Annotated in this window: 9 protein-coding genes; 5 read left to right on the forward strand and 4 right to left on the reverse strand. The window is 73.0% G+C overall.

The genetic code is table 11. The features are described 5' to 3' along the window. Nucleotides 1–73: 73 nt before the first annotated feature. The 3 genes from B1H29_RS23520 to B1H29_RS23530 are packed head-to-tail and all read left to right on the forward strand — an operon-like array spanning nt 74 to nt 3,112. The gene (locus B1H29_RS23520) at nt 74–1,231 is read left to right on the forward strand and encodes an acyl-CoA dehydrogenase family protein (RefSeq protein ID WP_055417050.1); all 1,158 of its coding nucleotides are present in this window, start codon (nt 74–76) and stop codon (nt 1,229–1,231) included. A gap of 19 nt (nt 1,232–1,250) precedes the next feature. Then, nucleotides 1,251–2,123: an acyl-CoA thioesterase gene (locus B1H29_RS23525; RefSeq protein WP_055417049.1), complete on the forward strand. Its 873-nt coding sequence runs from the start codon at nt 1,251–1,253 to the stop codon at nt 2,121–2,123. A 5-nt stretch (nt 2,124–2,128) separates the two neighbouring features. After that, nucleotides 2,129–3,112 (forward strand): cation diffusion facilitator family transporter, encoded by a 984-nt coding sequence (locus tag B1H29_RS23530; RefSeq protein WP_055417048.1) that lies wholly within the window; start codon nt 2,129–2,131, stop codon nt 3,110–3,112. A gap of 81 nt (nt 3,113–3,193) precedes the next feature. Here the strand turns inward: B1H29_RS23530 and B1H29_RS23535 are convergent, their stop codons facing one another. Together B1H29_RS23535 and B1H29_RS23540 are read right to left on the reverse strand one after the other, a co-directional pair. Then, nucleotides 3,194–3,982 carry a phosphatase gene (locus B1H29_RS23535; RefSeq protein WP_055417047.1) on the reverse strand — a complete coding sequence of 263 codons (789 nt, stop codon included), beginning with the start codon at nt 3,980–3,982 and terminating at the stop codon, nt 3,194–3,196. A 61-nt stretch (nt 3,983–4,043) separates the two neighbouring features. Continuing rightward, complete coding sequence (locus B1H29_RS23540; protein WP_055417046.1) at nt 4,044–5,729, reverse strand: helix-turn-helix domain-containing protein; 1,686 nt, start codon at nt 5,727–5,729, stop codon at nt 4,044–4,046. A 252-nt stretch (nt 5,730–5,981) separates the two neighbouring features. Here B1H29_RS23540 and speB point away from each other — a divergent pair, with 252 nt between their 5' ends. Both speB and B1H29_RS23550 read left to right on the forward strand, forming a co-directional pair. Next, nucleotides 5,982–6,953, forward strand: coding sequence for an agmatinase (speB, locus tag B1H29_RS23545; RefSeq protein WP_055417045.1), 972 nt, complete (start codon nt 5,982–5,984; stop codon nt 6,951–6,953). Next, nucleotides 6,950–8,635: a thiamine pyrophosphate-binding protein gene (locus B1H29_RS23550; RefSeq protein ID WP_055417044.1), complete on the forward strand. Its 1,686-nt coding sequence runs from the start codon at nt 6,950–6,952 to the stop codon at nt 8,633–8,635. Before speB ends, B1H29_RS23550 begins: the two co-directional genes overlap by 4 nt. 8 nt (nt 8,636–8,643) lie before the next feature. Here the strand turns inward: B1H29_RS23550 and B1H29_RS23555 are convergent, their stop codons facing one another. Both B1H29_RS23555 and B1H29_RS23560 read right to left on the reverse strand, forming a co-directional pair. Then, nucleotides 8,644–9,489: an endonuclease I family protein gene (locus tag B1H29_RS23555; RefSeq protein WP_055417043.1), complete on the reverse strand. Its 846-nt coding sequence runs from the start codon at nt 9,487–9,489 to the stop codon at nt 8,644–8,646. Nucleotides 9,490–9,647: 158 nt separating this feature from the next. Next, the gene (locus B1H29_RS23560; RefSeq protein ID WP_055417739.1) at nt 9,648–11,930 is read right to left on the reverse strand and encodes an ArnT family glycosyltransferase; all 2,283 of its coding nucleotides are present in this window, start codon (nt 11,928–11,930) and stop codon (nt 9,648–9,650) included. Nucleotides 11,931–11,966: the final 36 nt, after the last annotated feature.

Consider the following 11,966-nt stretch of genomic DNA (forward strand, 5'->3'; position numbering starts at 1 on the left):
GGACGCCTCTCCCTACCCGCCGGTACGGTGAAGTCTGAGCAAGCGCTTAGATACGTACCCTGGAGGTGGCGCGGTGCGCCGTACGGTGTTCAACGAGGACCACGAGGCGTTCCGGGAGACCATCCGCGCCTTCATCGAGGCCGAGGTCGTCCCCGTCTACGACGAGTGGTTCGCCGCGGGCCAGGCGCCGCGCGAGTTCTACCACAAGCTCGGCGAGCTGGGCATCTTCGGCATCAACGTGCCCGAGGAGTTCGGCGGCGCGGGCATGGACAGCCACAAGTTCGAGGCCGTCCTGTACGAGGAGACCGCCCGCGCGGGCGTCCAGTTCGGCGGCTCCGGCGTGCACGTGCTGCTCGCCCTGCCGTACATCAACATGCTGGCCACCGACGAGCAGAAGAAGCGCTTCCTGCCGAAGTTCGTCACCGGCGAGGAGATGTGGGCGATCGCGATGACGGAGCCGGGCACCGGTTCCGACCTCGCCGGCATGAAGTCCACCGCCAAGCTCTCCGAGGACGGCACCCACTACGTCCTCAACGGCGCCAAGACCTTCATCACCGGCGGCGTGCACGCCGACAAGGTGATCGTCTGTGCCCGCACCGCCGCGCCCACGGCCGAGGACCGCCGCCACGGCATCTCCCTGTTCGCCGTGGACACCAAGTCCGAGGGCTACTCGGTGGGCCGCAAGCTGGACAAGCTGGGCCTGCGCACCTCCGACACCGCCGAGCTGGCCTTCGTCGACGTCAAGGTGCCCGTCGAGGACCTGCTCGGCGAGGAGAACAAGGGCTTCCACTACCTCGGCCACAACCTGGCCTCCGAGCGCTGGGGCATCGCCTTCGGCGCCTACGCCCAGGCCAAGGCCGCCGTCCGGTTCGCCAAGCAGTACGTGCAGGACCGCACCGTCTTCGGCAAGCCGGTCGCCCACTTCCAGAACACCAAGTTCGAGCTGGCCGCCTGCCAGGCCGAGGTGGACGCCGCCGAGGCCGTCGCCGACCGCGCGACCGAGGCCCTGGACGCCGGCGAGCTCACCCCCGCCGAGGCCGCCAGCGCCAAGCTGTTCTGCACCGAGGTCGCCCACCGCGTCATCGACCGCTGCCTCCAGCTCCACGGCGGCTACGGCTACATGAACGAGTACCCGATCGCCCGCCTGTACGCGGACAACCGCGTCAACCGCATCTACGGCGGCACCAGCGAGGTCATGAAGATGATCATCGCGAAGAACATGGGCCTGTAGACCACAGAGTCCCCAGGACATGAGCGACGCACTCCAGTCCCTCCTCGACCTGCTCGACCTCGAGCGGATCGAGGAGGACATCTACCGCGGCCACTCCCGCTCCGCCGTCGTCCCCCGGGTCTTCGGCGGGCAGGTGGCCGCCCAGGCCCTGGTCGCCGCCGGGCGCACGGTCCCCGAGGACCGGCACGCGCACTCCCTGCACGCGTACTTCCTGCGCCCCGGCGACCCCGGCGCCCCCATCGTCTACAACGTCGACCGGCTGCGCGACGGCCGCTCCTTCACCACGCGCCGCGTGGTCGCCGTCCAGCACGGCAAGCCGGTCTTCACCCTGTCGGCGTCCTTCCAGACGTACGAGGAGGGCCTCGACCACCAGGCCGCGATGCCGGCCGCACCGGACCCGGCGACCCTCCCCACCGGCGAGGAACGGCTGCGCGGCTACCCGCACCTGCCCGCCGACACCGTCGAACGCTTCCTCCAGGCCCGCGCCGCCGTCGACCTGCGCTACGTCGACGACCCGCCCTTCGGTGACTTCGGCGCACCCCGCGAGGCGCACTCCCAGGTGTGGTTCCGCACCAACGGCAAGCTCGCGGACGACCCCCTCCTGCACGTCGTCCTCGCCACCTACGTCTCCGACATGACCCTGCTCGACTCGGTCCTGCTCGCGCACGGCCGCGGCGGCTGGGCCGTCGGGGACGTCGTCGGGGCCTCGCTGGACCACGCGATGTGGTTCCACCGGCCCTTCCGCGCCGACGAGTGGCTGCTGTACGACCAGCAGTCGCCGTCCGCGTCCGGCGGCCGGGGCCTCGGCCAGGCCCGGATCTTCACCGAGGACGGACGGCTGGCCATCTCGGTCATCCAGGAAGGCGTGGTGCGCGTCCCTCGGGAACACTGAGGGGCATGGCGGAACCCGCACGGGAAGCACACGGCACGACGGGCGGCGGCGACAGCACCTTCACGGTGATCGTCGCCGCCCTCGCCAATCTGGGCATCGCCATCGCCAAGGCGGTGGCCGGCGTGATCAGCGGATCCAGCGCGATGCTGTCGGAGGCCGCGCACTCGGTCGCCGACACCGTCACCGAGGTCCTGCTGCTGACCTCACTCAGACGCAGCACCCGCCCCGCCGACGAGGACCACCCCCTCGGCCACGGCCCCGAACGCTACATCTGGGCCCTGCTCGCCGCCGTCGCCACCTTCGTCGGCGGCGCGGTCTTCGCCCTCTACGACGGCGTCCACGCCCTCACCCACGGCGAGGAACCCGGCGACCCGCTGGTGGCGTACCTCGTCCTGGCCGTCGCCTTCCTCCTGGAGGGCTACTCCCTGCGCACCGGCCTGAAACAGGCGCGCGGCGAGGCCCGCCACTACAAGGTGCCCTTCGGCCGCTACCTGCGCCGCACCCCCGACACCGCCGTGAAGGCCGTGGTCATGGAGGACTCGGCCGCCCTCGCCGGCCTGCTGCTGGCCGCGGGCGGGCTGCTCGGCGGGCAGCTCACCGGCTCCGGCGCCTGGGACGGCGCGGCCTCCCTGTGCATCGGCGCCCTGCTGCTGTACGTCGCCTGGGTGCTGGGCCGCTCCAACGCCGAGTTCCTCATCGGCCGCCCGCTGCCGCGCACCGTGCGAGACCGCATCCGGGCGGAACTGGTGGCCGTCGAGCACATCGAGGCCGTACTGGAGCTGACCACCCTCGTGCAGGGTCCGCGGGAGGCGCTGGTCGCCGCCAAGGTCGACTTCCGGGACGTGGCGACGGCGGCGCAGGTCGAGTGGGCGTGCGAGCGGGCCGAGCAGCGGCTGCGGGAGGAGTTCCCGATGGTGCGCCGGGTCTACCTGGACCCGACGCCCGGGTTCGCGCAGCGCCGCTCGGAGGGACTGAACCCGTGGCCGTGACGGGCCGTCGGGCCGTCGGGCCGTGACGGGCCGTCTGGGCGACGGGGTGGCGGGGTGGTGGCGGGGAGGAGCGGCGGGGCGCTACTTCAGCCCCGCCTCCGCCAGCAGGTACGCCGTCATCGGGTCGTAGTAGCGGGGGCTGACCACGTGGTCGTCCAGGGGCACCGCGACCTGGAGGGTGCCCTCGGACTCGGCGAGGAAGAGCGCCGGGTCGTTGCAGTCCGCGTAACCGACGGAGTCGACGCCGTGCTGACCGGCGTAACCGGCCCAGCCGTGGTCGGCGACGACCAGGTCGGGCAGCGGGCGGCCCGCGCGCTCCAGACCCGTGAGGATCGCCTTCATCGGCTCACCGGAATGGGTGTGCCACAGCGAGGCACCGTGCTCCAGCACCGCCACGTCCGCGAACTGCTGGACGTATCCCTCCTCCGTGGTCAGCCCCTCCGGGATGACGACGATCTCGCATCCGGCGGTGCGCAGCGCGTCCGCCGTGGCGCGGTGCACGTCGAGCAGGCCGCCCGGGTGGCCGGTCGCGAACAGCACCCGCTGCCCGCCGTCGGCGGCCTTGCGCAGCCGCCCGGCCATGCGCTCCAGCGCGGCCACGGTCAGCTCGGGGTCGATGGTGTCCTGGCCGTACCGGTATTCAGGGTCGTCGTTGACGCCGACCCGCTCCGCCATCACCGCGAGCACGTCCTGCTCGTCACTCCAGCGGTCGCCCAGCTCCAGGCCGAACCAGTAGTTGCGGTCGCCGTTCGCCAGCTTCCGGTAGTGGGAGAGGTTGTTCTCGCGGGGCGTGGCGACGTCGCCCGCGATGCGCGTTCTGACGAGGTGTTCGGCGAGTTCGGCGCGGCTGGGTGTCCCGGGTATCGGCATGGCTCCATTGTGAGGCAGCCGCCAGTCGGCGTCTTGGCCATATCGCACGCTGGGACGCGGGTCACCTTCGCAGGGCGAACCACAACTCCATCCGTACGTCCGGGTCGTCGAGGTCGGTGTCCAGCAGGGCCGCGCAGCGGGCGACGCGCTGCCGGACGGTGTTGCGGTGCACGGACAGGGCGACGGCGGTGCGGTCCCAGCTCCCGTGCAGGGAGAGCCAGGTGCGCAGCGTCTCGGTCAGCGCCGGGACGGCCGCGACCGGCGCGAGCAGCGCACGCGCGTGCGCCTCGGCTTCGCCGTCCGGCACGAGGTCGGCCAGCGCGGGCCGCGCGCCGTGCCGGACCAGCGGCACCCGGGTGGCCCTGGCCCGGGCCAGGGCGCGGGCCGCCTGGACATCGGCGGCCGGCCACTCGGCGGGGGCGACGGGGGCGCTGACACCGAGCGTCCACCCGGCCTGCGGCGCCGGCCCCACCCGGCCGCCCGGGCCCGTTCCGGCCCCGCTTCCCGGGTCTGCCCCGCCCCCGGTTCCGGCCCCCGGCTCCGCCCGGGCGTCGGGAGCCGCCCCGCCCCCGGAGTCCGCGCCCGCGGTGGGCGTCTCGGGGGCGGGCCGGTGGGGTCCGGTGGGTGAGGGCGTCGGTGCGCCACCCGGTTCCCGGCCGTCGGGTGGTGGCTCGGGAGCGGCCGGGACGAGTACCCGTACGACGTCCCCGGCCGGGTCGACCAGCGGGGAGCCGAGGGCCGCGCCCAGGGCCGAGGCGGAGACCGGGTCGGGTGTCCCGGTGTCCGGGCGGGCGTGGACGACGTGCCACCGGGCGCCACCCTCGCCGTCCGCTCCGCCCAGCAGGGGCGCGACCTCCTCGGGGCGGGCGCCCAGCAGCAGCCGTACGAGCGCGGAGGAGCGGGCCGCGCCCGTGCCGCTCTGGTGCTCGCCGGTGAGGAGGGAGAGCAGCACGGCGGCGACCGACGCGATGGTGTGGTCCCCGGCTTCCCGGTGCGGGGCGGCGACCCCGAGGACGAAACCCTGCCCCGTGCCGAGTGCGTACGCGGCGAGACGGCGGCCGGCGACCGTGTCCGTGGCGGTGGTGGAGGCGTGGCCGGTGACGAACCGGGCCAGCTCCGCCAGCGCCCGCCGCACCTCGCCCCCGGGCTCCCGCCCCGCCGCCGCGATCTCCGCGCCCTCCGGCCCGTACAGCACCGCCCGCCCGTCGAGCCGGGCGGCCAGCCGGCGCAGAACCGACGGCACCGGATCCGGACGGGAGGCCGCGGCGGCCAGGCCCCGCTGGGCCTCGGAGACCCGGCGCAGCTCGGCCAGCCGGGCCTGCGCCATCAACTGCCACACCGCGCGGGCCACGCCCGAGAACGTCGTCCCGGGCGGCACCTCCACCAGCGGCAGCCCGTACGCCTCGCAGGCCGCGACCAGCGCCCCCGGCACGGTGTCGTGCACCGGCGCCACCCCGAAACCGAGCGCGGCGCCGCCGGCCGCCACGATCCGGGAGACGTAGTCGTCGAAGTACGGCCCCGGGTCCGCCGTCCCCGCGGGGATGTGCACGCCCGCCGTCAGCAGCAGCTCTCCGCCCAGCAGGTACGGAAAGGGATCGGACATCTCCGAGGTGTGCGCCCAGCGGATCGTCACCCCCGCGGCCGGCGGCCCGGCGATCTGGCGCAGGGCCAGGCCGTCGCGGGAGAGCAGAGCCGCGAGGGACACCGGGGGAGTGGGAGGCGTGGGAGGGGCGGTCGGCTCCCGCATGATGGATGTTCCCTCCATCTGAGCGATCGCGAATGGATGAAACGTACACTTCGCAGCCGCTTTTCGGCCACCTAGTGTCAACCCGGACCGGAATCCGGACCGGCGGCCGCGGGTACGGGCGGATGTCCCGCGAGGCGCCACCGGACAGTCCCATCGCCCCGAAACCCCTGTCCGAACCGGCGGTACCGGCTCACCAGTAGAGTCGGACAGCAGTAGTACATACGCGACGAAGCGTAAGAAGGAAGGCAGTACATGAGCAGCAACGAGACGCCCCGCGGTCCCGTCGACTCCTCCCGCGTGCCGAGGTACGCGGGCCCCGCGACCTTCGCCCGGCTGCCCCGCCTGGACGAGGTCGGCTCGGCCGACGTCGCCGTGGTGGGCGTGCCGTTCGACTCGGGCGTCTCCTACCGGCCGGGTGCCCGCTTCGGCGGCAACGCCATCCGCGAGGCCTCCCGCCTGCTGCGCCCCTACAACCCGGCCCAGGACGCCTCCCCCTTCGCCCTCGCCCAGGTCGCGGACGGCGGCGACATCGCCGTGAACCCCTTCAACATCAACGAGGCCGTCGAGACCGTCGAGGCCGCCGCCGACGACCTCCTGGGCACGGGCGCCCGCCTGATGACCCTGGGCGGCGACCACACCATCGCCCTGCCCCTGCTGCGCTCGGTCGCCAAGAAGCACGGCCCGGTCGCCCTGCTCCACTTCGACGCCCACCTGGACACCTGGGACACCTACTTCGGCGCCGAGTACACGCACGGCACCCCGTTCCGGCGCGCGGTGGAGGAGGGCGTCCTCGACACGTCGGCGCTGTCCCACGTGGGCACCCGCGGCCCGCTGTACGGCAAGCAGGACCTCACCGACGACGAGAAGATGGGCTTCGGCATCGTCACCTCTGCGGACGTCTACCGCCGCGGCGCCGACGAGGTCGCCGACCAGCTCCGCCAGCGCATCGGCGACCGTCCCCTCTACATCTCCATCGACATCGACTGCCTGGACCCCGCCCACGCCCCCGGCACCGGCACCCCCGAGGCGGGCGGCATGACCTCCCGCGAGCTGCTGGAGATCCTGCGCGGCCTGGCATCCTGCAACCTGGTGTCGGCCGACGTCGTCGAGGTGGCCCCCGCGTACGACCACGCGGAGATCACCTCGGTCGCGGCGTCCCACACCGCGTACGAACTGACCACGATCATGTCCCGCCGGATCGCCCAGGAGAAGGCAGCGCAGTGACCCACGACCACGACCTGGTACTCCGTCCGACCGCCGCCCAGGCGGAGGCCGCGCTGAATCCTCCTCCCGGCCGCAACGGCGGAGACCTGGTCGTGGAGACCCTGGCCGGGCTCGGCGCGACCACCGTCTTCGGCCTGCCCGGCCAGCACGCCCTCGGCGTGTTCGACGCGCTGCGCCGCTCGGACCTGCGCTACATCGGCCTGCGGGTGGAGAACAACGCCGGTTTCGCGGCGGACGCGTACGGCCGGATCACGGGCGAGGCGGCCCCGCTGCTCCTGTCCACCGGCCCGGGGGCCCTCACCTCCCTGGCGGCCCTCCAGGAGGCACGGGCGGCCTCCGCCCCGGTAGTGGCGATCAGCAGCCAGGTCCCGACGGCCGGCCTGGGCGGCGGCCGCCACGGCTACCTGCACGAACTCCCGGACCAGGCGGCGTCCTTCCGGGGCGTGGTGAAGTCCGTCCACACGGTCCGCACCCCGTCCCAGATCCCGTCCGCCATCGCGGAGGCGTGGACGTCGGCGCTGACCGCCCCGCACGGACCGGTGTGGGTGGAGATCCCCCAGGACGTCCTCCTGTCCGAGACGTCGATCCCGGTGGTGACGGGCGGCGACGCCCTCCCCGGGGAACTGCCCCCGCGCCCCGAGCTGACGGCGGTGGCGGCCGACCTGCTCTCGCGCGCGGAACGCCCCGCGATCATCGCGGGCGGCGGAGTCGTACGGGCGGACGCGTCGAAGAAGCTGCGGCAACTGGCGGAGCGGCTCCAGGCCCCCGTCGTCACGACCTTCGGCGGCAAGGGGGCGTTCCCGTGGACGCACTCCCTCTCCCTCCAGTCCTGGCTGGAGGACCGTCACACGACGGACTTCCTGGAGGACGCCGACGTACTGCTGGTCGTCGGCTCGGGCCTCGGCGAACTCTCCTCGAACTACCACACGTTCAAGCCGCGCGGCCGGGTGATCCAGATCGAGGCCGACCTCGGCAAACTGGAATCCAACCACCCGGCGCTCGGTATCCACGCCGACGCCCGCCTCGCCCTCCAGGCCCTGCTGGAGACGGTGGACGAGCGCGCCGATCCGGCCGCCCCGGAGCGTGTACGAGCGGTGCTGGACAAGGTCCGCGAGCGCATCGCGTCCCAGGAACTCACCCTGGAGCAGGACGTACTGGCGGCCGTCCGCAAGGCCCTCCCGGCCGGCTCCCCGTCCTTCTGGGACATGACCATCCTGGCCTACTGGGCATGGTCGGCCTTCGACGCCAAGGCCCCGGGCACCATGCACTCCGCCCAGGGCGCGGGCGGCCTCGGCTACGGCTTCCCGGCGGCACTGGGAGCCGCGGTGGCCGATCCGACCCACCCGGTCCTGGCGGTGTCCGGCGACGGCGGCGCCCTGTACTCCGTCGCCGAACTGGCCACCGCCCGCCAGTACGACCTGAACGTCACCTGGCTGATCGTCGACGACGGCGGCTACGGCATCCTGCGCGAGTACATGACGGACGCCTTCGGGCAGCCGACGGCGACGGAGCTGACCCGCCCCGACTACGTGGCACTGGCGGAGTCCTTCGGTGTCCCCGGGGTGCGTACGTCCCCCGGGGCCCTGGAGACGGACCTGGCGAAGGCGCTGGCCTCACCAGGCCCGTCGGTGGTCGTCCTGCCCGCCGTACTGCGGATGTTCGCGCCGACGCACCTGGGCTGACGGGGCGTCTACCAGATCGCCTCGACCCACTCCGGGTGGTCGACGAACGGGTTGCGGTTGTGCTGGTAGGAGTCGTAGATGACCTGGTTGCGGCGCTCCTCGAAGGCGTCCGGCGGGTCCTCCTCGTTCCACGCCTTCAGTACGGAGAGCTTGCCGATGTACGGGCTGCTGCCGTTGTCGACGCTGCCGTTGACCTCCAGGTCGGCCCAGCCGTCGCCGCCCTCGTAGCGGACCGCCATGTAGAAGATCATGCGGGCCACGTCGCCCTTGACGGCGTCCCGGGGCTCGAAGGAGTCGGAGTCGGTGAGGCTGCCGCCGCTGTCGGTGAAGCCGCTGCCGCCGTTGTCGAAGTCCTTGTTGCCCCGGACGCCGTTGACGCGGACGTCCGAGGGGCGCAGGTGGTGGATGTCCGTGCCGGGGCCGGTGGAGGTGCCGAAGCCGCCGTGGGACTTGGCCCACACGTGCTCACGGTTCCAGTCGCCGGTGTCCCCGCCGTTGAGGGACTTGCTGCGGGAGATGCCCGAGTACAGCAGGATCACGTTGCCGCTGTCGGCCGGGTCCTGGTCGGTGGCCTTCAACGCGTTCCAGACCGCCGAGTACGAGAGCTTCGTCTGGTCGCTGATGATCGTGTGCAGCGAGGACTTGAGGCTCGTGCCCGTCTTGCCGATCGCGTCCTCGTAGTACGTCGAGTCGTAGTCCGAGGCGGTGGTGGTCGCTGTCGTTGTCGTCGTCGACGGCGTGGCGGTCGTCGCCGTGGCCGAGGACGCCGTCAGGGAGGGGACGGTGAGGCCGGCGAGGACGGCGGCCGTGGCGAGGGCCACCGCTTTCCGGCGCCGTGTGCGTATCGCGAGCATGTGGGGTGTCCGATCTACGCGTGTTGAGTGGAACGGTGGATCGAGCGTGACATGGACATGTGGGAGTTGGGGTGTACGCAGGGTGTCGATTGCGTGACGGCGGCCCCTGACCGTGGTGGTCAGGGGCCGCCGTGTCGCCGTGCCGGTTGCGCCGGGAGTCAGCTCACGTCCGCGGGGTCCAACCGGTAGACACCCGAGGTGTTCTCCGCCTGCGAGGTGGAATCGTCGCCGGAGGAGTCGGAGTCGGAGTCGGAGCCGGAGGAGGAGGTGGCGCCGTAGTCGCTCGCCTCGACGGCCGTGCCGTGCTCCTGGACCCACTGGGTGACTTCGGAGCTGATCCCGGAGCCGCCGCCCATACCGCCGCCCATGCCTTTGCCGCGCACCTGGACGTAGTGCAGCTCTCCGTTCTTCACCAGTTCCTCGAGCCGGGCAAGGGTCATCGCGTTGTCGCTGCCGGACCAGCCCCACATGGAGATGACCGGTTCACCGCTGCTGAGGATGAGCTGCGCGGCGCTTTGCGAACTCGACACCGCGAGCAGCCACTTGGCGCCGTCCTGGTGCTTCTTCAGGTAGGCGACCAGCTCGCTGCTCGCACCGCCCATGCCGCCGGCGCCCATGCCGCCGCCGAAGCCGTCGGCGCCGCCGTCCGCGTCCGTGCCGCCCTCCGCGTCAGTGCCACCGTCCGTACTCGTGCCGCCGCCCGGGGGCGTGTCGTCCTCCGTTCCCGTGCCGCTCTCCGTGCCGGTGCCGCTCTCCGTGCCCGTGCCGTACGGGGGTGTGCCGTTCGGGGGTGCGCCACCCGCCTCCCCGGCGCCGTCGGGGGCCTGGCCGTTCCCGCCGCCCGGGAAGGTGCCGCCGGCCGAGTCGGTCCGTCCGTTCTGCGGCTGCCCGCCGGGACCCCCGACGTTTCCGCCGCCCGGGAACGCGCCCCGGCCGCCGCCGCCCGGGCCGCCCGTGCCGCCACCCGTCGAGGGGCCGGCCGTCGGGTTGGTCCCGCCCATGCCGCCGCCCGAACCGGACGGCACCGACCAGGCGTACGCCGCCGGACCGGCGACCCCGGCGACGACGGCCGCGGCCACGGACACGGCCAGCAGCCGCACCCGGCGGCCGGAGCGGAAGACCAGCAGCCCCGCGATCGCCAAGGCCATGACCACCGCGATCGTCGGCCACAGCCAGGTGTTCCAGCCGGCGGAGCGGCGCAGCAGCACGATCGCCCAGGCGCCCGTGACTCCCAGGGCGAGGGGCAGCACCCACACCCACCGCCGGTCCGTCCGGAAGGCGCGCAGCAGCATGACACCGCCGCCCCCGCACAGCGCCGCGATGCCTGGCGCGAGCGCGGTCGTGTAGTACGGGTGCATGGTGCCCTCGGCCATGGCGAAGGTCAGGTAGTGCAGCGCCGTCCAGCCGCCCCACAGCACCAGCGCCGCGCGGGTGAGGTCGGTGCGGGGCGCCCGGCCGCACAGCACCAGGCCGGCGACGAGCGCGATGCCCGCGAAGGGGAGCAGCCAGGAGATCTGCCCGCCGAGGACGTCGTTGAACATCCGGCCGATGCCCGCGGTGCCCGAGAAGCCGCCGCCTCCGCCCCCGCCCGTGTTGCCGTCGCCGCCGAAGATCCGGCCGAGCCCGTTGTAGCCCAGGATCAGGTCCCAGGCCGTGCCGTCCGTCGAACCGCCGATGTACGGCCGCTCGGACGCCGGTACCAGGGACACCGCGGCCGCCCACCAGAAACCGGCGGCCGTCAGGGTGACGGCGGCGAGCACCAGGTTCCTGATCCGCTTCGCCCAGCCGAGATCAGTCGCGTACAGGTACACGACGAGGACCGCCGGCAGCGCGATGTAGCCCTGGAGCATCTTCGTGTTGAACGCGAGCCCGAAGCAGACCGCCGAGCCGAGCAGGGCCGGCAGCCGCCCGTCGCGGACCGCGCGCAGACCGAGGGCCGCCCCGCCCACCATCAGGAACACCAGGAGTGTGTCCGGGTTGTTGTCCCGGTTGATGGCGACCGTGATCGGCGTGAGTGCCAGCACCAGCGCCGCGACGGTCGCCGCACCGTGGCCCCACACCCGCTTCACGGACGTGTGCAGGACCCAGATCGTCGCCAGCGCGGCCCCGATCAGCGGCAGCATCATCTGCCAGGTCCCGTACCCGAGGAGACGGCAGGAGAGCCCCATGACCATCAGGGCGAGGGGCGGCTTGTCGACGGTCAGGAAGTTCCCCGCGTCCAGCGAGCCGAAGAACCACGCCTTCCAGCTCTCGGTGCCGCTGAGCACGGCGGCACTGTAGAAGCTGTTCAACCCGGCCCCGGACAGGTTCCAGGAGTACAGCCCCGCCGCCAGGGCGAGGATCGCCAGCAGGGCGGGCAGCGACCATCGTGGCGCGCCGGGGGTCGGGGACGTTACGGGCGGCTCGGCGGCCGCGTGCGGTGAAGCGGTGGCAGATGTCACCACGCCACCGTGTCCACGGCCGATGGGCGGGGGCTG

This window comes from Streptomyces pactum, assembly GCF_002005225.1.
In the GTDB taxonomy this organism is placed as follows: Bacteria; Actinomycetota; Actinomycetes; order Streptomycetales; family Streptomycetaceae; genus Streptomyces; species Streptomyces pactum_A.

Bases quoted from the DNA above. Each gene is read 5' to 3' on its own strand.
- B1H29_RS23525 (WP_055417049.1), top strand. From the start codon at position 1,251: ATGAGCGACGCACTCCAGTCCCTCCTCGACCTGCTCGACCTCGAGCGG.
- B1H29_RS23555 (WP_055417043.1), bottom strand. From the start codon at position 9,489: ATGCTCGCGATACGCACACGGCGCCGGAAAGCGGTGGCCCTCGCCACG.
- B1H29_RS23530 (WP_055417048.1), top strand. From the start codon at position 2,129: ATGGCGGAACCCGCACGGGAAGCACACGGCACGACGGGCGGCGGCGAC.
- B1H29_RS23540 (WP_055417046.1), bottom strand. From the start codon at position 5,729: ATGCGGGAGCCGACCGCCCCTCCCACGCCTCCCACTCCCCCGGTGTCC.
- speB (WP_055417045.1), top strand. From the start codon at position 5,982: ATGAGCAGCAACGAGACGCCCCGCGGTCCCGTCGACTCCTCCCGCGTG.
- B1H29_RS23535 (WP_055417047.1), bottom strand. From the start codon at position 3,982: ATGCCGATACCCGGGACACCCAGCCGCGCCGAACTCGCCGAACACCTC.